This is a genomic window from Streptacidiphilus sp. MAP12-33 (assembly GCF_041261265.1).
Classification (GTDB): domain Bacteria; phylum Actinomycetota; class Actinomycetes; order Streptomycetales; family Streptomycetaceae; genus Streptacidiphilus.
In genome coordinates, this window is sequence record NZ_JBGCCA010000016.1 from 16096 (window position 1) to 38611 (window position 22516).

General features: G+C 72.3%; 20 protein-coding genes. 13 read left to right on the forward strand and 7 right to left on the reverse strand.

The window, feature by feature from the left end; genetic code table 11:
* The first annotated feature begins 62 nt into the window (after positions 1-62).
* Positions 63-446, forward strand: a complete 384-nt coding sequence (gene trxA, locus ABH931_RS17420) for a thioredoxin (RefSeq protein ID WP_370114171.1) — start codon at positions 63-65, stop codon at positions 444-446.
* 15 nt (positions 447-461) lie between these two features.
* Here trxA and ABH931_RS17425 read toward each other — a convergent pair whose 3' ends face one another.
* Positions 462-1076, reverse strand: coding sequence for a TetR/AcrR family transcriptional regulator (locus ABH931_RS17425; RefSeq protein WP_370114173.1), 615 nt, complete (start codon positions 1074-1076; stop codon positions 462-464).
* A 134-nt stretch (positions 1077-1210) separates the two neighbouring features.
* Between ABH931_RS17425 and ABH931_RS17430 the strand changes: the two genes are divergently transcribed.
* The 7 genes from ABH931_RS17430 to ABH931_RS17460 all read left to right on the forward strand — a co-directional run bounded on the left by ABH931_RS17430 (position 1211) and on the right by ABH931_RS17460 (position 9886).
* The gene (locus tag ABH931_RS17430; RefSeq protein WP_370114175.1) at positions 1211-1591 is read left to right on the forward strand and encodes a Zn-ribbon domain-containing OB-fold protein; all 381 of its coding nucleotides are present in this window, start codon (positions 1211-1213) and stop codon (positions 1589-1591) included.
* Positions 1592-1800: 209 nt separating this feature from the next.
* Positions 1801-2190 (forward strand): hypothetical protein, encoded by a 390-nt coding sequence (locus ABH931_RS17435; RefSeq protein ID WP_370114177.1) that lies wholly within the window; start codon positions 1801-1803, stop codon positions 2188-2190.
* A gap of 149 nt (positions 2191-2339) precedes the next feature.
* On the forward strand, positions 2340-4406 hold the full coding sequence (efeU, locus tag ABH931_RS17440; RefSeq protein WP_370114178.1) for an iron uptake transporter permease EfeU: 2067 nt from the start codon (positions 2340-2342) through the stop codon (positions 4404-4406).
* Positions 4406-5719 (forward strand): iron uptake transporter deferrochelatase/peroxidase subunit, encoded by a 1314-nt coding sequence (gene efeB / locus ABH931_RS17445; protein ID WP_370114180.1) that lies wholly within the window; start codon positions 4406-4408, stop codon positions 5717-5719. The genes efeU and efeB overlap by 1 nt, the downstream gene beginning before the upstream one ends.
* Positions 5720-5809: 90 nt before the next feature.
* A complete protein-coding gene (locus ABH931_RS17450; protein ID WP_370114182.1) occupies positions 5810-7459 on the forward strand; it encodes a threonine/serine exporter ThrE family protein in 1650 nt (549 codons plus the stop codon).
* Between the two features lies 1 nt (position 7460).
* Complete coding sequence (locus ABH931_RS17455) at positions 7461-8462, forward strand: hypothetical protein (RefSeq protein WP_370114183.1); 1002 nt, start codon at positions 7461-7463, stop codon at positions 8460-8462.
* Between the two features lie 260 nt (positions 8463-8722).
* Positions 8723-9886, forward strand: a complete 1164-nt coding sequence (locus ABH931_RS17460; RefSeq protein ID WP_370114185.1) for a C40 family peptidase — start codon at positions 8723-8725, stop codon at positions 9884-9886.
* A 64-nt stretch (positions 9887-9950) separates the two neighbouring features.
* Here the strand turns inward: ABH931_RS17460 and ABH931_RS17465 are convergent, their stop codons facing one another.
* The 4 genes from ABH931_RS17465 to ABH931_RS17480 form a co-directional block, all read right to left on the reverse strand.
* Positions 9951-10394 (reverse strand): hypothetical protein, encoded by a 444-nt coding sequence (locus tag ABH931_RS17465; protein ID WP_370114187.1) that lies wholly within the window; start codon positions 10392-10394, stop codon positions 9951-9953.
* 130 nt (positions 10395-10524) lie between these two features.
* Positions 10525-12084, reverse strand: a complete 1560-nt coding sequence (locus tag ABH931_RS17470; RefSeq protein WP_370114189.1) for a glycosyltransferase family 39 protein — start codon at positions 12082-12084, stop codon at positions 10525-10527.
* Entirely contained in the window at positions 12084-13277 is a 1194-nt protein-coding gene (locus ABH931_RS17475) for a glycoside hydrolase family 26 protein (protein WP_370114191.1), read from the reverse strand. Before ABH931_RS17475 ends, ABH931_RS17470 begins: the two co-directional genes overlap by 1 nt.
* A complete protein-coding gene (locus ABH931_RS17480) occupies positions 13270-14550 on the reverse strand; it encodes a glycosyltransferase family 2 protein (RefSeq protein ID WP_370114193.1) in 1281 nt (426 codons plus the stop codon). The genes ABH931_RS17475 and ABH931_RS17480 overlap by 8 nt, the downstream gene beginning before the upstream one ends.
* Before the next feature lie 265 nt (positions 14551-14815).
* On the opposite strand from ABH931_RS17480, the gene ABH931_RS17485 reads away from it, so the two are divergent.
* The gene (locus ABH931_RS17485) at positions 14816-16135 is read left to right on the forward strand and encodes a UDP-glucose/GDP-mannose dehydrogenase family protein (RefSeq protein WP_370114195.1); all 1320 of its coding nucleotides are present in this window, start codon (positions 14816-14818) and stop codon (positions 16133-16135) included.
* A 30-nt stretch (positions 16136-16165) separates the two neighbouring features.
* On the opposite strand, the gene ABH931_RS17490 is transcribed toward ABH931_RS17485, so the two are convergent.
* Positions 16166-16873 carry a formylglycine-generating enzyme family protein gene (locus ABH931_RS17490; protein WP_370114196.1) on the reverse strand — a complete coding sequence of 236 codons (708 nt, stop codon included), beginning with the start codon at positions 16871-16873 and terminating at the stop codon, positions 16166-16168.
* 139 nt (positions 16874-17012) lie between these two features.
* A complete protein-coding gene (locus ABH931_RS17495) occupies positions 17013-17516 on the reverse strand; it encodes an inorganic diphosphatase (RefSeq protein WP_370114198.1) in 504 nt (167 codons plus the stop codon).
* 63 nt (positions 17517-17579) lie between these two features.
* On the opposite strand from ABH931_RS17495, the gene dacB reads away from it, so the two are divergent.
* The 4 genes from dacB (at position 17580) to hpt (ending at position 22507) form a co-directional block, all read left to right on the forward strand.
* Positions 17580-19295: a D-alanyl-D-alanine carboxypeptidase/D-alanyl-D-alanine-endopeptidase gene (gene dacB, locus ABH931_RS17500; protein ID WP_370114201.1), complete on the forward strand. Its 1716-nt coding sequence runs from the start codon at positions 17580-17582 to the stop codon at positions 19293-19295.
* 174 nt (positions 19296-19469) lie between these two features.
* Positions 19470-20588, forward strand: a complete 1119-nt coding sequence (locus tag ABH931_RS17505; RefSeq protein ID WP_370114203.1) for a zinc-dependent metalloprotease — start codon at positions 19470-19472, stop codon at positions 20586-20588.
* 161 nt (positions 20589-20749) lie between these two features.
* Entirely contained in the window at positions 20750-21850 is a 1101-nt protein-coding gene (gene tilS / locus ABH931_RS17510) for a tRNA lysidine(34) synthetase TilS (protein ID WP_370114205.1), read from the forward strand.
* A 102-nt stretch (positions 21851-21952) separates the two neighbouring features.
* On the forward strand, positions 21953-22507 hold the full coding sequence (gene hpt, locus ABH931_RS17515) for a hypoxanthine phosphoribosyltransferase (protein WP_370114206.1): 555 nt from the start codon (positions 21953-21955) through the stop codon (positions 22505-22507).
* Positions 22508-22516: the final 9 nt, after the last annotated feature.

A 22516-nucleotide genomic window follows, 5' to 3' on the forward strand; every position in this document is an offset into this window, starting at 1 on the left:
CGTGAGGGTCGTCTCCGTTCTGAGGACAGGCCGGGAAGCGGCCGGAAAGCAGGGAGCAGGGCATGGCCACCGTTGAGCTGACCAAGGACAACTTCAACGAAATCGTCGAGCAGAACGACTTCGTTCTGATCGACTTCTGGGCGTCCTGGTGCGGTCCGTGCCGGCAGTTCGCGCCCGTCTACGACAAGGCCGCCGAGGAGAACCCGGACGTGGTCTTCGCCAAGGTCGACACCGAGGCGCAGCAGGAGCTGGCCGCCGCGTTCGACATCCGGTCGATCCCCACGCTGATGGTGATCCGCGACCGCACGGTGATCTTCGCGCAGCCCGGCGCGCTCCCCGCGCCCGCCCTCGCCGAGGTGATCAGCCAGTCGCGCGCCGTGGACATGGACGAGGTCCGTGCCAAGGTGGCCGAGCAGCAGGCGCAGCAGCAGGCCGACGAGGCCTGAGCCCGTAGCGGGCGACTACCGGCCGCGCGCGGCGACGCTGCGGCGCGGCCGGTACTCCATGAGGGTGAGCGCCAGCTCGACGTGCCGGTCGACCAGCGCGTCGAGCGTGAGCGGGCCGTCGGGCCGGTACCACTGGGCGACGGCGTTGCACATCGCGATGACCGCGCGGCGCGCCTCGTCGGGGTAGTGCGTGTGGAACTCGCCGGAGGCGATGCCGGCCTCTATCGGGTCGCGGAACAGGTTCGTGGCCTCGGCCTGGCGGCGGCTGTAGTCCTCCAGCCGCTCCGGTTCCAGGCTGCGCTCCTCCAGCAGCAGGATGTTGCTGCGCGCCGCGTGCTCCGCGCGGAACCGCGTGGTCGCGGAGACCACCGCGCCGAGGCGGGCGGCGGGGTCGGCGCTCTGGCCGCCGACGGCCTCGAGCTCCGCGTCGACCGAGGCGAAGTACCGGTCCATGCCCTCGTCCAGGAGCGCGTGCAGCAGCTCCTGCTTGCCCGAGTAGTAGTGGTACATCGCGGAGAGGCTCATCCCCGCCCGCGCGGCGATGTTCCGGATCGAGGCGCTGCCGAAGCCCCGCTCGGAGAACTCCTGCCGTGCGGCTTCGAGCAGAGCGTTCTGTCCGGCAGGGCGCATCGAGCCTGTCCTCACTGCATCACTGAGCGATCGTTCGGGGATTCTACCCGGATCGCGCTCCGCCGGCCCACTGGACAGCAGCGCCATTCGCCTCTAGCTTAACGATCGTTCGTGAAGGTTGGAGGAGGCAACTGATGGCGGGCGTCACGACCACCGATCCGGCCGAGGTCTACCGCGACGGGCTGGCCCACGGCGAGCTGCGCTACCAGCGGTGCCAGTGGTGTGCCACGCGGTTCTCCCAGGTCAGTCTGCTCTGTGCGACCTGCGGCGGGACCGACTTCGTGTGGGAGCGCAGCAGCGGGCACGGCCGTATCCACGCTCTGCCGCGCACCGCCGCCCCCGCCGACTGGCAGGAGTGCGCCGCCGTGGTCGAGCTCGACGAGGGCTTCCGGATGCAGGCGCGGCTCGCGCCCACGGCCGCCCACCGGATCTGGCGGGGCGCCCCCGTGCAACTGGAGGTCGCCGAGACCCACGACGGATCGCTGCGCCCGCTCTTTCGCCCCGTGGCCGCCTGACCGCCGGCCCCCTGGCCATCTCCAGGCCGTCTCCTGGCCGTCTCCCGACCGTCGTCCGACCCCCCCGGCGACCCCCGGTCGAACGCCTGACTACCGACCTTCGGCCGGTTGTACCGGCCCCCTCGGATCTGTCACTCTCGGCACGCCCGGCGCGTCCCGAAGCAGACGCGCCAGGAGCATCATCAGTCTGTGACGGATCGAGGATCGTCATGTCCGCACGCCGCGTCTCCGCGCTCATCGCCGCCTCCGCCCTGGCGGCCACCGGTCTCGCGGTCTCGGCCGCCGCGCCGGCCTTCGCCAAGTCGTCGATCGGGCTCCACAGCAGTGTCCGCAGTGTGGCGGCGGGGGAGCGGGTCGTGCTGACCGCCTCCGGCGCCTCCGACGACTTCGGGGGGTCTCCCGTCCGCCTCTGTGTCGAGGAGCACGTGGGCGGCGCCTGGCGCGTCGTCACCTGCGGCCGGGAGGGGACGGTCCGCGCCGACGTCCGCGCCCGCGAGGCCGGGACGCTGGCCTTCCGCGCGCAGCTCGTCGCCCGCAACGGCCACGGACGTCTCGTCGTCGACCGCACCTCCCCGGTGGTCACGGTGCACGTGCGCTGAGGCCGCTCCCGCCGGTCGGAGGGGGCCCGTGCGAGGCCCTCTTGATGACGCTAGTAAGGTATGCCTAAGCTAACCACCGAGGGGTGGTCGGCTGTTGCTGCTGCCGTACGTGTGCGTCCGGGCGAATGGCCCCGGGAGAGGGGCCATGGATGTGGAACGACGCGTTCCCTAGCTTTCTGATCGGGCTACGGGAAGGGCTGGAGGCCGGCCTGGTCGTGTCCATCCTGGTCGCGACCCTCGTCCGCGGGGACGAGAAGGGCCGGCTGCCCCAGGTCTGGACGGGCGTCCTGGCCGCCGTCGGCCTCTCCTTCAGCTTCGGCGCCGTGCTGACCTTCACCTCGGCGAATCTCTCGGCCAAGGCGCAGGAGGCGTTCGGCGGCTGTCTCAGCGTCATCGCGGTGGCCTTCGTCACGGCGATGGTGTTCTGGATGCGCCGCAACGCCCGCAACCTCTCCGGCGAGATCAAGGAGAAGGTGACGGCAGCCCTGGCCATGGGCTCGGGGATGCTGATCGTCACCAGCTTCCTGGCCGTCGGCCGCGAGGGGCTGGAGACCGCGCTCTTCATCTGGACCACCGCGCAGACGGCCGGCGAGTCCACCGGCCCGCTGATCGGCGCCGCGATCGGACTCGTGCTGGCGTCGGGGCTGTGCTGGGGCCTGTACCGGCGCGTGCTGAAGATCAACCTGACGAAGTTCTTCACCTGGACCGGTGCCGGCCTGATCGTCATCGCCGCGGGCGTCCTCGCCTACGGCCTGCGCGACCTTCAGGAGGGCGGCCTCCTTCCCGGCGCCACCGCCTACGCCGTGGACCTGAGCGGCAGCATCGACCAGAACTCCTGGTACGCGACGCTGGTCCAGGGCGTCTTCAACCTCACCACGCAGATGACCTGGCTCCAGGTCGCCGCCTACGTGCTCTACCTCGGCGTCGTCATGACGCTCTTCGTCCGCGGTCTGCGCGCCCCGAACCCCCGGCCCGTCGCCCCGAAGCCCGCCCCCGTCGTGGAGGCGGCGACGGAGGAGGCCACGGAGGAGGCGCCCGCCGAGGCCCCCGCGCCGCGCAACCGGCGCTGGCTGGCCCCCGTTGCTGTCGTCGCCGTACCGGCGGTCGTCGCCGGAGCCGTCATCGTCTCCTCCGACGGCAAGCAGGCCGCCGCCGCGACCGTCTCCGTCTCGCCGACCGAGTGCGGCAAGGGCTTCACCGCCCCGCAGCCGGGTCAGCAGACCTTCCAGATGCACAACACCGGCCCGCAGACCTCCGAGGTCTACCTGGTCAACCCGGCCACCAACGCCGTCTACGGCGAGATCGAGGGCCTGGCCCCGGGGACCACCCGGGCGCTGGTCGCCACCATCGGTTCGGGCCAGTACGCCTGGCGCTGCGTGCCGACCGGCGGAAAGGCCGTCACCTCCGCGGCCGTCAGCGTCACCGGCGGCGGCACCGTCTCCGCCGTGCTGCCCGTCTCCGAGCAGGACCTTTCCGGGCCGCTGGCCCAGTACAAGAGCTACGTCGACGCGGGCCTCGCCACGCTGCAGACGCAGACCGCCAAGCTCGCCGCCGACCTGCACACCGGTGACCTGAACGCCGCCAAGGCGGACTGGCTGACCGCCCACGTGCAGTACTCCTCGCTCGGCGCCGCCTACGGCACCTTCCAGGACTTCGACAAGCGGATCAACGGACGCGCCGACGGCCTGCCCCAGGGTGTGAACGACCCGGACTTCCACGGCTTCCACCGCATCGAGTACGGCCTGTGGCACGGTCAGTCGGCGGCGACGCTCGCGCCGATCGCCGACCAGCTCGCCACGGACGTCACCGGGCTGCGCAAGGCCTTCCCGAGCCAGGACTTCGATCCCACCGACCTGCCGCTGCGCACCCACGAGATCCTGGAGAACACCCTCCAGTTCGAGCTCACCGCCGACACCGACGAGGGCAGCGGCACCAACCTGGCGACCGCGCAGGCCAACGTGGCCGGGACGCAGGAGCTGCTCACGCTGCTCCGCCCGCTGATCGCCAAGCGCAGCCCGCAGCTGCTCGGCACCGTCGACGCCGATCTGACCCGCTTCTCGGGCCTGCTGACGCAGGCCCAGCAGCCGAACGGCACCTGGACGCCGGTGCAGCAGCTCGACCCGACGCTGCGCGCCCAGCTCAACGGCTCCCTCGGCCAGCTGCTCGAAGACCTCTCGCCCATTCCCGACCTGCTCGAGATCCGGAAGTCCGCCTGATGAGCGACATGACCGACCACCAGACTGTGACCGGCTCCTGCCCGTTCGGCTACACGGCCTCGGACCACTCGGGCGCCTCCCGCCGGAGCTTCGTCAAGACCGCCCTCGGAGCGGGCGCGGTCGGTGCCGCGATCGCGGGCGGCGCGCTGACGCTGACCGGAGCCGCCGCCACCCCGGCCGCCGCCGACTCCTCCGACGGATTCAGCACCGGCACCGTCACGTTCCAGGGCGCGCACCAGGCCGGCATCACCACCGCCGCACCGGCCTTCGCCGCTTTCCTGTCGCTGACCGTCATCGCCCAGGACAAGGCCGGGCTGGAGCAGCTCCTCCGCACCCTCACCGACCGCATCCGCTTCCTGACCTCCGGCGGTACCCCGCCGGACCTGGGCGTGGGCGCGCCGCCGTCCGACAACGGCATCCTCGGCCCGGAGGTCCCCGCCGACGACCTCACCGTCACCGTCGGCGTCGGCGCCTCGCTCTTCGACGCCCGCTACGGCCTGGCCAAGCAGCGCCCGGCCAAGCTGACGCCGATGCGGACCTTCCCCAACGACAACCTGAACCCGGCCGAGTGCCACGGCGACCTCAGCCTGCAGATCTGCGCCTCGCGCCAGGACACCGTGCTGCACGCGATGCGCGACATCGCCAAGCACACCCGCGGTCTGATGCAGGTCAAGTGGCGCATCGACGGCTTCCAGTCGGCGCCGCGCCCCACCGGCGCGCAGCGCAACCTGCTCGGCTTCAAGGACGGCATCGCCAACCCGGACGTGGCCTCCGGCCGCGAGATGGACCACCTGGTGTGGGTGCAGCCGGGCTCCGGCGAGCCCGCCTGGGCGGTCGGCGGCAGCTACCAGGTGATCCGGATCATCCGGATGCTGGTCGAGTTCTGGGACCGGGTCTCGCTGACCGAGCAGGAGAAGATGTTCGGCCGCCGCAAGGACACCGGCGCCCCGCTGGACGGCGTGGGCGAGACCGACATCCCCGACTACGCCAAGGATCCGCAGGGCAACGCGATCCCGCTGGACGCCCACATCCGCCTGGCCAACCCGCGCACCGCCAAGACCGACGACTCCCGCATCCTGCGGCGCGGCTTCAACTACGACCGCGGCGTCGACAACGTGGGCAACCTCGACATGGGCCTCGCCTTCTGCTGCTACCAGCAGGACGTGATCCGCCAGTTCGAGGCCACCCAGACGCGGCTGATCGACGAGCCGCTGGTCGACTACATCTCCCCGACCGGCGGCGGCTACTTCTTCGCCCTGCCGGGCGTGAAGGACGACAAGGACTGGCTCGGCCGCGGTCTGCTCACCGCCTGAAAGCCGCCCCGAGCCGACCTGACGGCACGGAGTGTGCGTCTCCCCTCGTGATCAGGCAAGGTAAGAGCCAGAAGTACGAGGGGAGCGGTAGTGCCCGAGGGCGTGCGGCCAGGAGTGCCGGAGCAGGATCCCGACGAGCGGGCCGAGGAGGAGCGGACGGTCACTCCCGGGCTGCTCGGTCCCTCCGGTCCGGTCGGCACCACGCCCGCCTCCCTGGAGGCGCAGGAGGAGGACGCGGACTTCGACGACGAGAGCTGGGCGCGCTTCGGCTACACCCCGACCACCGGCATTCCCGTCGAGGCGCTCCGCCGCGACCTGCGCCGCGGCGCGCCGGGCGAGGCGCCGTGGCCGGACCGGATGCGGACGCTGCTGCGCACCCCGATGTCCGAGCGGCCCGCCTTCGAGCGCACCGAGACCGAGGAGCGCGCGGCCGAGGTCAGCCCGCCCAAGATCGCCCGCGTGCTCGACCTGACGCTGCGCATCGGCGAGCTGCTGCTCGCCAGCGGCGAGGCCGCCGAGGACGTCGAGGCGGCCATGCTCGGCGTCTCGCACGCGCTCGGCCTGGACCGCTGCGAACCGCAGGTCACCTTCACGCTGATCTCCATCACCTACCAGCCCTCGCTGGTCGAGCCGCCGGTCACCTCCGCCCGCGTGGTGCGCCGGCGCGGTTCCGACTACACCCGGCTGGCCTCCGTCTACCGGCTGGTGGCCGACATAACGTCGGAGAAGGTCGGCGTCGAGGAGGCCTACGGCCGCCTCGCCGAGATCCGCCGCAACCGGCACCCCTACCCGACCTGGCTCCTCTCGCTGGCCACCGGCGCCCTCGCGGGCGCCGCGACGCTGCTGGTCGGCGGCAAGGTCGACGGGCAGGCGTGGCTGGTGCTGCTGTGCGCGTTCGTCGCCTCCGTCATCGGCGACCGGCTCGCCTGGCTGATCTCCACCCGCGGCCTGCCGGAGTTCTACCAGTTCGTCGTCGCCGCCACCCCGGCGGCGGCGCTCGGCGTCGGCCTCACCCTGATCGGCTCCGGTCTGCGCGGCTCCGTCGTCATCACCGGTGGCCTGTACGCGCTGCTGCCGGGACGCGCGCTCGTCGCCGCCGTCGCCGACGGGCTGACCGGCTTCTACATCACCGCGGCGGCCCGGCTGCTCGAAGTCCTCTACCTCGTCGTCGGCATCGTGCTCGGCGTCACGCTGGTGCTCTACATCGGCGTGAACTTCGGCGCCAGCCTGCACCCCGAGCAGACCTTCGCGCAGAAGGACGCCCCGCTGGTCCAGCTCCCCGCGGCGATGGCGCTGACGCTCTGCTTCGCCGTGCTGCTCCAGACCTCGCGCCGGGTCCTGCCGGTCGTCACCGTGCTGGGTGGCGTCGGCTGGACCAGCTTCGGCGTGCTGCGGGAGGCGGGCATCTCCGCGATCGTCGCCACGGCGGTGGCGGCCACCCTGGTCGGCCTCTTCGGCCAGATGGCGTCCCGCTACCGCTACGCCTCCTCCCTCCCGTACGTCACCGCCGCGCTCGGCCCGCTGCTGCCGGGCTCGGTGATCTACATCGGCCTGCTCTCCTTCACCCAGAACGAGCCGATCCCCGGCCTGCTCTCGGTCATCCGCGCGGCGGCGCTGGCGCTGGCCCTGGCCGTCGGCGTCAACCTCGGCGGCGAGCTGGCCCGGCTCTTCCTGAAGGTCCCGCAGGGCGAGGGCCCGAAGCCGGTCCGCGGCGCGGCCAAGCGGACCAGAGGCTTCTGAGATGGGCTTCGCGGTGATGCGCGGTCACGGGTGGAGCTACTACGTCCACCACATCCAGGACCCGGGCAAGCAGCCGCTCTTCCTGCTGCTGGTCGGGTTCATCGCCTCGTTCCTGTTCATCCGCTTCAGCGTGCGGATGATCCGGCGGGGTGTGCGGTGGTGGCCCGGCAACGTCACGCCCGGCGGGCTGCACATCCACCACGTGGTCTTCGGCGTCTTCTTCCTGCTGGTCGCGGGGTTCACCGTGTTCGCCACGGACGGTACCCATCCGTGGATCGACGCGGCCGGGCTGCTGTTCGGCATGGGCTGCGGGCTGGTCCTGGACGAGTTCGCGCTGCTGCTGCACCTGGAGGACGTCTACTGGAGCGAGCAGGGCCGCAAGTCCGTCGACGCGGTGATCATCGGCATTCTCTTCGCGGGGCTGCTGCTGGTCGGGTACCTGCCGCTGGGCGTCACCCCGGGCACGCCGATCCGCTGGGGCGCGATCGGGGTCATCTCGGTGAACGCGTGCTTCACGGTGGTGGCGCTGCTCAAGGGCAAGTTCTGGAGCGGGATGCTCGGCATCATGGTGCCGGGTCTGTCCTGGATCGCGGCGGTCCGGCTGGCGCGCCCGCGCAGCCCCTGGGCGCGGTGGCGCTACACCCGCCGCCCCCGCAAGTTCGCTCGCGCGAGGCGCCGGGAGGCCCGCTGGCACCGCCGTTACGACGTGGCCCGCACGTGGTTCTTCGACCTCATCGCCGGCAAGCCCACGCAACCGGGCCAGACGCCCTCCCGTGCCCACCTCTTCGCCGAACGCTGGGCCCACCGGGTGGCAGCCCGCCTGGAGCACGCGGCGTACGCCCCCCTGGACCAGGCCCGCGTCCAGAAGCTCGCCCACCTCAACCGCCTCGCCGCGAAACGCGGGCCCAAGCCCGCGACCGGCACCGCGGAGTCCGCCCGCCGCCGCGCGGCCGCGAAGCGCAGACGCGCGGTCGCGGCGGGGCGCTCGAAGGGTCACCTGTAGGCGAGAGCTGTGGTTGCACCCCCAGGGGCGCGAGGACTGCGCGACAAGCCACCCACGACGGTCGGATCCCGAGCGCGCAGGGCCATCTTCCCGGGGTGGGTTTCTCGCGCAGTTCCTCGCGCCCCTGGGGGTGCAACCGCCTGTGGGAGCATCGCTGACCCTGTCGCGCCCCGCCCCCTGGGGGAGTGCAGCTGACCCACCGTCACTCAGGTGGGCGTCTTGGCGGTGCGACTTTCTGACGGGCGGCCAGACTGGAGAGTGTGAACCGCCGTACCACCTCCCTCGCCGCCGCGACGGTCCTGCTCGCCGCGCTTCTCGCCGCGCCGCAGGCGCTCGCGGACAACCTGCCCGGCCCCTCGGCCGGCCAGTTGAACGCCGCCCAGGGCGCAGCCCGCTCCGCGCAGGCGCAGGTCGACGCCGTCGAGACGCAGCTCCTTGCCGCGCGGGCGACCGAACAGGCGATGAACGTCCGCGTCGAGAGCGCCGTCGAGGCGTACAACGGCGCCGTGCTCGCGCAGCAGCGCGCCGCCGAGCAGGCCACGGCGACCGCCGCGGCCGCCGCGCACGCGGACGCGGCGGAGGCGGCGGCCCGGGAGGCCGTGGGGGAGCTGGCCGCCCAGCAGTACCGGGCCGGGGGTCCCCTGCAACTGGCCGGATTCGCCGGCCTCCTCTCCGCGCGGAACCCCCGCGCGGCCGCGCTCGCGGCCCAGGCGGAGGAGGGCGCGGCGCAGGACGCGGGCGACGCGCTCCGGCAGGCCGCGGCGAGCGCGGCCCAGGCCGCGCGCGCGGACGCGGCGGCCCAGCGGGCGAACGTCGCGGCGGCGGCCGCGACGGCGGAGGTCACCACGGCCCGCACGGCGGCGCAGCAGCAGCTCACCGCGCAGCAGGCCCAGGTCGCCGCGCTGGACGCGCAGCACACCGCCCTGCTCACGGGCCTTGCCGAGGCGCAGCGCGTGGCCCTGCAACTGGAGGAGGCCCACGCCCAGGCGCTGGCCGCGGAGGCGGCCCGCCTGGCCGCGCTCGCCAAGCAGCAGCCGCCCGCGCCCCCCGTGCCCACGCCGGGCGACACCCGCGGCGTCCTCTCCTTCGCCCGCGCGGCCCTCGGCCTCCCGTACGTCTGGGGCGGCGCGGGCCCGCAGGACTACGACTGCTCCGGCCTGACCATGCGCGCCTGGCAGCGCGCGGGCGTCCAGCTCCCGCACTACGCCGCGGACCAGTACGCGCAGTCCCACCCGGTGACGTACCGCCAGCTCCAGCCGGGCGACCTGGTCTTCTGGTCCCACGACGGCAGCCCGCAGGGCATCTACCACGTGGCCCTCTACACCGGCGACGACACGGTCATCGAGGCTCCGCGCACGGGCGACGTCGTCAAGACCGCCTCCCTCTGGATCATGGGCACCCCGGACTTCTACGCCCGCCCCTGAGTACCGGGGCGGGCGCGGCGTCGAGACGGGTGCGGATCGAGTGCTCCGCACCGACGGCTCCCGCCTACCGGGCCAGGCCCAGTGCGCGGAAGGTGACGCGCTGGTCGTACCAGAGCAGGCCGACCGTGGTGGCGGTCATCACGGCCGCCATCGCCAGGTGGCCCGCCGTGCCCTCGACCTGGGTGCCCAGGAGGGCGAGCAGACCGTGGACGCCCACCCGCAGGGCGATCAGGCCGAAGAGGATCTTGCGGCTGCGGCCGTTCTTCAGCATCGCCCGCACCAGCTTGCGGCGCTTCCCCAGGACGGTGAAGCCGACGACCATGTTGACCAGGCCCAGGCCCGACAGCACCATCCACGCGTCCGGGTGGAGCTTGGCCACGTCGTAGGCCGCGCCCATCAGCCCCTCGAAGGCGAAGAACCAGGGGGAGAGCGGCTGGATCTCCTCCTGCCGCAGCGGCTCCCGCGGCGTGCGCTTGAACGGAAGGGCGGTGGTGAGGCTGAGTGCCATGGTGACGGTCCCCCTGAGAGCGATCGGCTCGAACGATGTCGAGCCTCTCGCGCCCAGGGGGTCGCCCGGCAGAATCATCGATCCCGTCTCGGGCAGGACATTTGTCATACCCGAGTCGTGACAGGACCGCTCAGCGGGCGATCAGCAACAGGACCCGCACGTGGGCGAAGTCCTGAGCCTCCTTCACCCGGTAGTGCCCCGCCAGCAGATCGCGGACGGCGGCCGGCATCTGGTCGAAGCTGTGCCCCTGCGCGGTCGTGGAGAAGAGCCAGATGCGGCCGACGCCCGCCGCGCACACCGCGGGGACCTGGCAGTTCGACGGGTCGAACCAGCCCTTGGACTGCGCGCTCTGCGCGGCGAAGACGTCCCGGGGCGGGGTCGCGTCGTGGCGCAGCTGGTAGGCGAGGGCGAGGCGTGGCTCCCGGTAGCCGTTGAAGGCGATGCCGTCGCCCGGGGTGACGTGCTTCAGCATCCAGGCGGTCGCCCCCTGCCAGTCCGGCTCGCCGGGGAGGGGGTTGGCGCGGACGGCGCTCACGTCGCCGAGGGTGCCGAGGGCGAGCGCCGCGGCGGCCAGGGCGGCCGCGAGCGGTACCCGCCAGGCCACCGACGAAGCCCCGGCCGCCGACGTGCGGAAGCCGGGCAGCCTGGCGAGCAGCGCGCACAGCGCCGCCCCGGCCAGCAGCGCCCACGCGGGCAGCGTGAACAGCAGGTACCGGCTGATGAAGAGGTTCAGCACGCTCTGCGTGGCGGCGAGCAGCACCGGCGGCAGCACCGCCCAGCACAGCAGCACGACCGTGGTGGCACCCGCGCCGCGGCGGGCGAACAGCAGGCCGACCAGGCCCAGGCCCATGACCGCCCACGCGGCGACCCCCGAGTGGAACAGGTCGGAGGGGTAGCCCGGCAGTGTCTCCTGCCCGCCCTTGATCCAGGCGATCTGGTCGCTCTGCGCGTGCCCGAGCACCAGCAGCGGCAGCACGGGCAGCAGTCCGACGAGGACCGCGCCCGCCCAGGACAGCAGGCGACGCGTCCCGCCGTGCGTGGTGAGCACGAGCGCCAGGTGGGCGGCGAGGATCGTCAGGGTGACCAGGTGGACGGCGCCCATGCAGGTCACCAGCGCCGCGTAGCCGGCCCATCGGGCCACGGAGGAGCGGTCCAGCGCGCGGTACAGCAGCAGCGTCGCGCCCAGGGCGGCCAGGACGGCGAAGGCGTAGGGGCGGACCTCCTGCGCGTACCGGGTCACCATGGGGATCACGGCGAACAGCAGCCCGGCCGCGAGGCCGACCCGCTTGTCGAACATCCGGCGTCCGAGGGCGACGAGCAGTCCGGCGGCGCCCGCCATCGCCAGTACCGAGGGGATCCGCATCGCGGCCGCGGAGTCGCCGAACGCGGAGATCCACAGGTGCAGCAGGACGTAGTACGGCGCCAGCACGATGTCGACGTTGCCGAGCAGGTGGCCCAGGTCGCTCCAGGAGAGCGTGGCCGCCCACCAGCTGGCGTACTCGTCCTCCCAGGGCTGCCGGTGACCGACGCCGATCAGGCCGAGGGTGAGCGTGAGCACCGCCGGTGCGAGCCAGTAGGCCGTCGGCAGGGGCTCACACACGGGCTCGTCCGTGTGCCCGCGGCGCCGTGAGGGGGGACGGACCACGACCTCGTCCATCAGCTCGTGGTCCCACGCGTGGGTCTCGGCCATCAGGGCGTCCCCTGCCCCGCGCCCGCGTGCGGCCACGCCGTCGTGGGCGGGACGAGGCGGGACACGTCGGCCTTGATGCCGGCCCGGAACGCCCGAAGGCTCGCCGGGTCGGCGTCGAAGCGCCAGTTGCCGGTGCCGCCCGACGAGGGGTCCTTCTCGAACCAGATGAAGCCGATGACGTCCTTGTTCTTCGGCAGCCAGGACAGGAAGTCGGCGATCCACCGGGCCTTCACGGCCGGCAGCGCACCGGTCTCGCTGATCAGGATCGGCTTGTGCGGGGCGACCTTGCGAAGCTGCGTCAGCGTGGCGCCGAAGGTGGCCTGGGCCTTGGTCTCGGAGCCGTAGCCCACCAGCCCGACCCAGTCGACGTAGGCGTTCCCCGGGTAGAGCGGCGCGAGCTTGACGTTCGGCAGCGCGCGGACGATGTTCGGGCTCCAGAGCCAGATCACGTTGTCGGCGCCGGCCTGGGCGAACAGGTCGTGCACGTGGCGCCAGGCCTTCACGTAGTCGCCGCGCTGGTTGCCGTTGGTCTGCTCCGACCACGGGTACCAGTTGCCGTTCATCTCGTGGGCGAAGCGCAGCACCACCGGCATCCTGCTCGCGGCCACCGCGCGGGCGAAGCGGGTGACGTAGGCGTCGTAGGAGCCGTCCGCGATGCGCGCGAGGCGGTAGGCGGGCTGGTCGGTGTCGAACGACGGGGTGCCCTTCCTGCCGCGCTTCGTGGCCGGCAGTCCCTTCCACGGTTCCCAGCTCAGCACCGGCACGGTGCCGTGGCGGTAGGCCGACGCGACGGCCGCCGGATCGAAGTCCTGCGTCCACTTGACGAAGTACTCGGTCATGTCCGGCGCGGCGCCGCTCTCGGTGGTCACCTTCTTCACCTCGGCGCCCGACCAGGGGGCGCTCGGGGTGGCCACGCCGTAGTACAGGCCGCCGGGGTCGAGCAGCTGCTCTTTGGTGGGGATGGCCGACACCGGGGCGGGGTGGGCCGCCTTGGCGCTGTGCCCGGCCGGCACCGCGTCCGAGCTGCCGCCGGGCTGCCCGGCGGCAGCCGAGTGGGTGACCGCGACGGAGACCAGGTAGCAGATCACCGCCAGCGCGGTGATGTTGACGACCATCCACAGCCGGAGCCGGACGCCGTTGCCGCGCCGGAAGGGCGCCCACACCCTGCGGTGCGTCAGGTTCTGCTCAGACACTCATCATCACCGAGCCCGCCAGCATCAGCGCTCCGATCACGTAGGGGACGGCGACCAGGGGGCTGCGGGACCGTTCGCCGGCGAAGCTGTCGGCACGGGTGCCCCAGCCGGCGTTGTGCGCGCAGCGGAAGAAGCCGAAGAGCCGCACCGGGAGCAGCAGCAGCGTGTTGATCACCATGAAGACCGGCAGGAAGACCATGTCCCTGGGCCGGTAGGCGAAGTGGCGACCGAACCGGATGGCGATCGACAGCAACGACATCACGGCCGCGAGGCCGACGATGACCAGGCCCGCCTGCCAGGGGGTGTGCGGCAGCGGCAGCTGGTCGTACAGGCCGGGGCGCGAGCCCTGGAAGAAGGCGGCGATCCAGGCGCCGAAGGTGCCCAGCAGCACGAACGGCACGGCGATGTCGGCCACGTAGAACAGGCAGAGCATGCGGGCGTGCACGAGCATCCAGCCGAGCATGCGCAGGGTGTTGTACTGCGAGCCGCGGGCCCAGCGGTACTGCTGCTTCGTCAGCTTCTTCAGCTGGAGCGGCGCGTCGGTGTAGACCAGCGAGGTGGACTGGTAGACCGTCTTGTACCCGGCCATCAGCGTGTAGTTGGTGAGCGTACGGTCGTCGCTGACCTCGAGGAAGACGCCGAGGAACTTCTCGGTGAGGAAGCGGTCCATGCAGTCGGCCAGGATCGAGCTGCGGAAGGCGATGGTGCGGCCGGGCAGGCAGCCCACCGTGCCCAGCGCGCTCATGGCGGGCATCGAGTACTGGCAGCGGACGCTCTCCAGCCAGTCGGCCCAGCGGGTCAGCACCGAGCGGCCTGGGTCGAGGATGCGCTGACGCGTCGTCACGCCGCCGACCTCGGGGTCACGGAACGGCTTGACCAGCTCGGAGAGCGTGTTCGCGGTCCACACCGTGTCGGAGTCGACCAGCACGGCGATCTCTCCGGTGGACGCCGCGAGGCCCACCTTCAGCGCGTTGCGCTTGCCGGGGATCTCGGTCCAGCTCCAGAAGACGCCGAGGTCGTCGCAGATCCGCTCCAGGTTGGGATTGCGCGGGCCGTTGATGACCACGATGACCTCGGTGGGCCGTTGCGCGCTGATCCGGCCCAGCACGTCGCGGAAGAGGTCCTCCGGCTCGTCCACCACGGGGATGATGACCGAGGTCGTCGTCTCGTAGGGCCGCAGCCATGGCCGGTACCGCCGGGCCAGGATGATGCGGACCACCCAGAGCACCCATATCGAGGCCATGAAGACGGCGAAGGGGTAGACCGTCCCCACCCGCCACCACTGTCGGCACTCCAACAAGAAAGCCAGCAAGTGCTATCACCTGATCGCTGAAGGATCGGCAGAGTGCTCGATCGAGCGCCGATGGCGACCGATGCTAGCGATCAGCTGTGGGGGATGAACGGGATCAAATAGTGCCGAACCTGACATCCATGAGGAGTTGTTATGCATGTGTGACAAGGTCTGGTGAAGGTCATTTCACGTTTTGTTCACGACCTGGCAGGATGCGCCCACCCCGCTGTCACTCGAAGGAACGCGCATGAGGGTCACCGTCATAGGCACCGGCTACCTGGGCGCCACCCATGCCGCCTGCATGGCCGAACTCGGCCACGAGGTGCTCGGTCTGGATGTCGACCCGGACCGGATCGCGGCGCTGGCGGCCGGTCGGCTGCCCTTCTACGAGCCCGGCCTGGACGAACTGATCACCACTCATGTCGCCTCCGGCAGACTCCGGTTCACCACCTCCTATGCCGAGGTCGCCGCCTTCGGTGAGATCCACTTCTCCTGTGTCGGCACCCCGCAGCAGCCCGGCTCCCAGGCCGCGGACCTGCGCTACGTCGAGGCCGTCGTCGAGTCCCTCGCGCCCCACCTGGACCGGCCCACCCTCGTCGTCGGCAAGTCCACCGTCCCGGTCGGCACGGCCGCACGACTCGCCCGTCGCCTCGCCGGGCTCGCGCCTGTGGGCGCGCAGGCGCGCCTCGCCTGGAACCCCGAGTTCCTGCGCGAGGGCTTCGCCGTCGAGGACACCCTCCGTCCCGACCGGCTCGTCTTCGGCCTGGCCGACACCGGCGGGCCCGCCGAGGAGCTGCTGCGTCGCGTCTACGCGCCGGTGCTGGACGCGGGCGTCCCGCTGGTCAGCACCGACTTCCCGACCGCCGAGCTGGTCAAGACGGCCGCCAACGCCTTCCTGGCGACCAAGATCTCGTTCATCAACGCCATGGCCGAGGTGTGCGAGGCGTCCGGCGCGGACGTCACCCTGCTCTCGCAGGCGCTCGCCCACGACGCCCGCATCGGCGGCCGGTTCCTCGCCGCCGGTCTCGGCTTCGGCGGCGGCTGCCTGCCCAAGGACATCCGCGCCTTCGCCGCGCGCGCCGAGGAGATCGGCGCCGGTCCGGCGCTCGGCTTCCTGCGCGAGGTCGACGCGATCAACCTCCGGCGCCGCGACCGGACCGTGGGGCTCGCCCGTGAGCTGGCCGGCGGCAGCCTCGCGGGACGCCGGATCGCGGTGTGGGGCGCGGCGTTCAAGCCGAACTCCGACGACATCCGCGACTCCCCGGCCCTCGACGTGGCGGCCCGGCTGCACCGCGAGGGCGCCGACGTCACCGTCTACGACCCGCAGGCGCTCGACAACGCCCGCAAGGCCCACCCCGTCCTCGGCTTCGCCGCCTCCGCGGTGGACGCCGCGACCGGCGCCGACCTGGTGCTCCATCTGACCGAGTGGGCCGAGTTCCGCGCGGTCGACCCCGCCGAGCTCGCCCGCGTCGTCGCGCGGCCGTGCGTGGTGGACGGCCGCAACGCTCTCGACGCCGACGCCTGGCGGGCCGCCGGCTGGACCTACCGCGCCCTCGGCCGGCCCTGACCGCCCGCCCGGAAGAACGCGAACCGTTCGTCAGACGAGCGTGCGCGCGACACGGAAGCCCACGTCGTCGACCTGGAAGGTCGGGTGGCTGCGGCGTCGCGCGGAGGCCCGGCAACTCCAGTGCTCATCGAACCAACCGCCGCCGCGGAGCACCCGGTAGCTGCCGTAGACCTCGGCGTCGTAGACGTCCCAGCACCAGTCCCAGACGTTGCCGAGCATGTCGTGAAGACCCCACGGATTGGGGCGCTTGCCGCCCACGGCGTGGATCCGCTCCTGCGAGTTGCCGCGGTACCAGGCGATCGTGTCGAGCGGCGCGTACTGCGGCCCGGTCGTGCCGGCACGGCAGGCGTGCTCCCACTCGGCCTCGGTCGGCAGCCGGTACCCGTCAGCAGACGCGTCCCACTCGATGCCTTCGCCGCCCTCGCCGCCCTCGCCGCCCTCGCCGCCCTCGCCGTCGGCATGGAGGCGGTAGGCGGGCGGCAGGCCGTCGTGCAGCGACAGGGCGTTGCAGAACCGCGCCGCGTCCCACCAGGAGACGCTCTCGACAGGCAGTCGGTCCCCGTGGGCGGCGCTCGGCCTCTGACCGGTGATCTGCGCGTACAGCGCCTGGGTGACCGGGAAGGCCGCGAGCTGGTAGGGAGCGAGCTCGACCGACCAGCTGCGCTGCGTGCGCCGGTCCGACAGCGTGACCTGCCCCGGCGGAATGGTGACCATCTCGTTTCCCGTGACCACGTCCATGATCAGGAGAGCCTACCGAGACGTCCCAGAACGCGGTCCCAGAACGCGGGAGCCCAGCGGACTCACGTCCGCCGGGCTCCTGTGCCGCCGCCGTCCGGTGCGGAGGGACGGCGGTGCCGGTCGTGCCTGTTGCCGCTGGTCAGTGGCTTCGGTGGGTCTCGCCGGAGTCGGCGAGACGCTTGATGGAGTTGGTGATCTCCTCCTCGGCCTCCTGGCGACCGACCCAGTGCGCGCCCTCGACGGACTTGCCGGGCTCGAGGTCCTTGTAGACCTCGAAGAAGTGCTGGATCTCGAGGCGGTCGAACTCCGAGACGTGGTGGATGTCGCGCAGGTGCTCCCAGCGCGGGTCCGAGGCCGGGACGCAGAGCAGCTTGTCGTCGCCGCCCGCCTCGTCGGTCATGTGGAACATCCCGATGGCGCGGCACTTGATGACGCAGCCGGGGAAGGTGGGCTCCTCCAGGATGACGAGCGCGTCCAGCGGGTCGCCGTCCTCGCCGAGCGTGCCGTCGACGAAGCCGTAGTCGGCCGGGTAGCGGGTCGAGGTGAAGAGCATGCGGTCGAGGTAGATGCGACCAGTCTCGTGGTCGACCTCGTACTTGTTCCGCGAACCCTTCGGGATCTCGATCGTGACGTCGAACTCCACAGCTCTCCTCCAATATCAGTGCTTGCAGCCAATAGTGTCTCCTACGGCGTGGAGTGCTCTGGAATGGGGAAGGGCCGGATGGGCAACTGGGCGGACCGGGGGACCCGGGCGGTCGCTGCGGCAAGACGGTACGCGGCGCAGACCGCACGGCAGGCGGCGCAGCGGACGGCGCCCGCGCGGCAGTGGACGACGCAGGTGGCGCGGCGTGGCGTCGAGCGGACGGCGCCCGCGCGGCAGTGGACGACGCAGGTGGCGCGGCGCGGTGTCGAGCGGACGGCGCCCGCGCGGGCGTCCGCGTTGCGCTCGGCCAGGCGGGCCGGCCGTGCCTACGCGTACGCGCCGACCCGCTGGGTCGTCGGGGTCGCCGCCGGCAGCGGGCTCGTGCTCGCCGTCGCGTCGATCGCCGCGACCGGCCCGTGGCAGGGCGGCCAGCGTACGCGCGACGCCGCGCTGGCGGCCCGCGGCAACGCCGTCGCCGGAACCGGCCACCACGCCAAGCCGCCCGAGCCGAAGCCCGCGGGCCCGGCCTGGCACAACGCGGCCGACGTGCTCGCCCCGGCGGGTGCCGCCGGGACCCTGCCGACCACGTCGGGCCTCTCCGGCGCGCTGATCGGCCCGATGGGCGCGACCGCGCTCGGCCGGGTCACCGCCTCCGTGGTCGACGTCGGCGACGGCCGCGTCCTGTACGGCGTCGGCGCGGACCAGGACCAGCAGCCGGCCTCCACCAACAAGATCGCCACGGCGACGGCGGCGCTGAGCCTGCTCGGCCCCGACCACCGTTTCACCACCAAGGTCGTCGGGGACGCCGCGACCGGCCTCACCCTGGTCGGCGGCGGCGACCCCACCGTCACCGCCTCCACCGGCCCGGACAGCCTCTCCGCGCTCGCGGCGGCGACCGCGACCGCGCTCAAGACAGCGGCGGCCGCGGCGACCGGAACGGCGGCGCCGACGAGCGGGCACCGCGTCGCACTGCACTACGACCTGTCGCTGTTCTCCGCGCCCGCGCTTCACCCGATAGGCCTCAACGACAACATCGCCCTCGTCCAGGCCCTGACCGTCGACGAGGGCCGCCGCGACCCGACCTCGACGGAGAACGCCCCCCGCTACAGCGACCCGGCCGCGCAAGCCGCCATCGTCTTCGCGGCGGACCTCGCCGCGCACGGCGTGAACGTCGACACCTCCCCGTCCACGGGCACCGCCCCGGCGGGCGCGGCGACGGTCGCACAGATCCAGAGCGCCCCGCTGAGCGACATCGTCGAGCGGATGCTGACCAACAGTGACAACGACATCGCCGAGGCCCTCGGCCACGCCGTTGCCATCGCCGCGGGCAGGCCGGCCACCTTCACCGACGGCGCGGCGGCGGTCACCGCGCAGCTCACCAGGCTCGGCATCCACCTCGGCGCGACCCACCTCGCCGACTCCAGCGGCCTGAGCGGCGCGGACGAGATGCCCGCGGCGGTCCTCACCCAGCTCCTGGTCCTCGACTCCTCCGCGGCCCACCCGGAGCTGCGCAGCGTCCTCAGCGGACTGCCGATCGCCGGTTTCACCGGCACCCTCGACAACCGTTACGGCGGTACGGGCAGTGAGGCCGGTCTCGGCGTGGTCCGCGCGAAGACGGGCTCACTTCAGACGGTCAACACGCTGGCGGGGTTGGTGGTCGACCGCAGCGGCCGGCTGCTCGCCTTCGCCTTCATGTCCAACGGCAGCGGCAACCAGGACGCGGCCCGCGCTGCTCTGGATGTTCTGGCGTCCAGGCTGGCTGCCTGTGGGTGCGACTAGCCAGGCGTCGCACCATCCAGGGCCGCGGGGCACCGCGCGGCAATCCCCGGCCTCCGGCCAGGGGGACCCGCCTCCCACGGTCTTGCGATCCCGAACGCGCGGGGCCGTCCGCCCCGGGTGGGTTTCTCGCGCAGTTCCTCGCGCCCCTGGATGGTGCAACGTACGGTTGAGCGCATGACGAGCGCCAGCGGTAGCAGCGGCAACGGCAATGGCACGGACATGATCGACTGGGACCTCGCGGTCGCCACGGCGACCCGCTTCGTGCGGCCGGGACCGGAGGTGACGCGGGACGAGGCCCGCGCCGTCGTCGCCGAGCTGCGCGAGCACGCGAAGGAGGCCGAGGGCCACGTGCGCGAGTACACGCGCATGGGCGCGCCCGCCGGTGGCACGCCGGTGCTGGTCGTGGACCGGCCGGGGTGGATCAAGGCGAACGTGGCCGGCTTCCGCACCGTCATCAGCCCGCTCACCAGCAAGCTGGCCTCCCGCCGGGCCAATGTCCCGGGTAGCGCCGCCATGAGCGCGGTCGGCAGCAAGATGACGGGGGTCGAGCTCGGTCTCGTCCTCTCCTTCCTCTCCACCAAGGTGCTCGGCCAGTACGAGACCTTCGCCCCGGCCGAGGTCCCGGCCGACCTCTCCGAGATGGGCAAGCCCGCCACCCCGCCGGGACGGCTGCTGCTCGTCGCGCCGAACATCGTCTCCGTCGAGCGGGAGCTGGACGTGGACCCGCACGACTTCCGGCTCTGGGTGTGCCTGCACGAGGAGACCCACCGGACCCAGTTCACCGCCGTGCCGTGGCTGCGGGACCACATCGAGGGGGAGATCCAGGCCTTCCTCGCCGAGACCGAGATCGACCCGGCCACCCTCTTCGAGCGCCTGCGCGAGGCCGTGACCGGCGGCGGGGCCTCCCCCGAGAACATCGTCGAGGTCGTCCAGTCGCCGACCCAGCGGGAGATCCTGGGCCGGCTCACCGCGGTGATGTCGCTGCTCGAGGGCCACGCCGACGTGGTGATGGACGGGGTCGGCCCGCAGGTGGTGCCGTCCGTGGCGGAGATCAGGGAGAAGTTCCAGCAGCGCCGGGCCAAGGGCGCGAGCCGGATGGACCAGCTGCTGCGCCGCCTGCTCGGCATGGACGCGAAGCTGCGTCAGTACCAGGACGGGGCCGTCTTCGTGAACGCGGTGCTGGACTCCGTCGGCATGGAGGGCCTCAACAAGGTCTGGACGTCCCCGAACACGCTCCCCACCAAGGAGGAGATCCACAACCCGGCCGCCTGGGTGGCCCGGATGCACCGCTGACGCGGAGGGTGCCGCGACATTCACCCGTCCGATGGACCGGCTGCCGCGGGACGACGAAGTACCCGCGTGTCGCCCGTGACTTCTGCGACGATGTGCGACCTGGCCGTCACTCTGAGTATGAGACGATGCGGCAGTCCACCCGCCCTGAGGAGTGATCGGTCATGGGCCCCCATCCCGCGGTAGCGGCGATACGCCTGGCGGTGCGCCGGGCGCTCGCCGAGTTCTCCGACGAGGTTCCGGCGACGTTTGCGCAAAACGACGCCGCCGTCCCCCCGCAGTTCATCCGCTCCGTCGGCGACGTCGACCCGCGGCACGCGAAGTACCGCAGGCCGCGCCTGCGGCCGGCCCCCTCCGCGCCCCTCGTGCTGGTGGCCTGTTCCGGCGGGGCCGACTCGATGGCCCTGGCCGCCGCCACCGTCTTCGAGGCCGCCAAGCTGGGCATCCGCGCCGGTGCCGTCACCGTCGATCACGGCCTGCAGAACGGTTCCACCGCCCGCGCGGTGGAGGTCGCCACCCGGCTGCGCGAGCTCGGCCTCGACCCGGTCGACGCGCTCGGCGTGAACGTTCCTGCCGCCCGTGGACACGGCGGCCCGGAGGCCGCCGCCCGGGACGCGCGCTACGCCGCGCTGGAGGCCGCCGCCGAGCGTCACGGCGCCCGCGCCGTGTTCCTCGGCCACACCCGCGACGACCAGGCCGAGACGGTCCTGCTCGGGCTCGCCCGCGGCAGCGGCACCCGCTCGCTGAGCGGGATGCCCGCCACCGCGGGGCGCTACCGGCGGCCCTTCCTGGAGCTGGACCGGGCCACCACCCGCGCCGCCTGTCACGTGCTCGACCTGCCCGTCTGGGACGACCCGCACAACACCGACCCCGCCTACACCCGCGCCCGCGTCCGCCACGAGGTGCTGCCGGTGCTGGAGAAGCACCTCGGCGGCGGCGTGGTCGAGGCCCTGGCCCGCACCGCCCGTCTCTTCCGCGACGACGCCGACGCCCTCGACGTCTGGGCCGCGCAGGTGGAGACGGAGGTCACCCACCCCGACGGCCTCGACCCCGCCCGCCTGGCCGAACTGCCCGCCGCCGTCCGCCGCCGGGTGCTGCGCCGCGCCGCACTGGCCGCGGGATCGCCTGGTGGGGAGCTGTTCGCCCGCCACGTCGAGGCGATGGACCAACTCGTCACCGCCTGGCACGGCCAGGGCCCGGTGCACCTTCCCGGCAATGTCCGGATGCGCCGTCAGGCGGGCCGCGTCGCGTTCCGGCGGGCTTGACCGGGCCTGACCTGGTCGCGCCTCCCGTAAGGTTGAGGAACGCACGCGCAGGGACGACGGACGACGACTCTGCGGGAATCCAGCTTCGAGGAAGTAGCGCGGGTGGACGAGAAGGACATGGGCACCGACCTTGCCAAGGTGCTCATCAGCAAGGACGAGATCGACGCCAAGCTGGCCGAGCTCGGCGCGCAGATCGACCGCGACTACGCGGGCGAGGATCTGCTCATCGTGGGCGTGCTGAAGGGCGCCGTCATGGTGATGGCCGACCTGGCCCGGACCCTGCACTCCGACGTGACCATGGACTGGATGGCGGTCTCCTCCTACGGGATGGGCACCAAGTCCTCCGGCGTGGTCCGCATCCTCAAGGACCTGGACACCGACATCTCCGGTCGCCACGTGCTGATCGTCGAGGACATCATCGACTCCGGTCTGACGCTGTCCTGGCTGCTCAGCAACCTGCAGTCGCGCAACCCGGCCTCGCTCGAGGTCTGCACGCTGCTGCGCAAGCCGGACGCGGCCAAGGTGTCGATCGACGTGCGCTACGTCGGTTTCGACATCCCCAACGAGTTCGTCGTCGGCTACGGGCTGGACTACGCGGAGAAGTACCGCAACCTGCCTTTCGTCGGCACGCTCGCCCCGCACGTCTACGGCGGCTGATTGCTCCGG

Bases quoted from the DNA above. Each gene is read 5' to 3' on its own strand.
- trxA (WP_370114171.1), top strand. From the start codon at position 63: ATGGCCACCGTTGAGCTGACCAAGGACAACTTCAACGAAATCGTCGAG.
- ABH931_RS17425 (WP_370114173.1), bottom strand. From the start codon at position 1,076: ATGCGCCCTGCCGGACAGAACGCTCTGCTCGAAGCCGCACGGCAGGAG.
- ABH931_RS17430 (WP_370114175.1), top strand. From the start codon at position 1,211: ATGGCGGGCGTCACGACCACCGATCCGGCCGAGGTCTACCGCGACGGG.
- ABH931_RS17435 (WP_370114177.1), top strand. From the start codon at position 1,801: ATGTCCGCACGCCGCGTCTCCGCGCTCATCGCCGCCTCCGCCCTGGCG.
- efeU (WP_370114178.1), top strand. From the start codon at position 2,340: ATGTGGAACGACGCGTTCCCTAGCTTTCTGATCGGGCTACGGGAAGGG.
- efeB (WP_370114180.1), top strand. From the start codon at position 4,406: ATGAGCGACATGACCGACCACCAGACTGTGACCGGCTCCTGCCCGTTC.
- ABH931_RS17455 (WP_370114183.1), top strand. From the start codon at position 7,461: ATGGGCTTCGCGGTGATGCGCGGTCACGGGTGGAGCTACTACGTCCAC.
- ABH931_RS17465 (WP_370114187.1), bottom strand. From the start codon at position 10,394: ATGGCACTCAGCCTCACCACCGCCCTTCCGTTCAAGCGCACGCCGCGG.
- ABH931_RS17470 (WP_370114189.1), bottom strand. From the start codon at position 12,084: ATGGCCGAGACCCACGCGTGGGACCACGAGCTGATGGACGAGGTCGTG.
- ABH931_RS17485 (WP_370114195.1), top strand. From the start codon at position 14,816: ATGAGGGTCACCGTCATAGGCACCGGCTACCTGGGCGCCACCCATGCC.
- ABH931_RS17490 (WP_370114196.1), bottom strand. From the start codon at position 16,873: ATGGACGTGGTCACGGGAAACGAGATGGTCACCATTCCGCCGGGGCAG.
- dacB (WP_370114201.1), top strand. From the start codon at position 17,580: ATGGGGAAGGGCCGGATGGGCAACTGGGCGGACCGGGGGACCCGGGCG.
- ABH931_RS17505 (WP_370114203.1), top strand. From the start codon at position 19,470: ATGACGAGCGCCAGCGGTAGCAGCGGCAACGGCAATGGCACGGACATG.
- tilS (WP_370114205.1), top strand. From the start codon at position 20,750: ATGGGCCCCCATCCCGCGGTAGCGGCGATACGCCTGGCGGTGCGCCGG.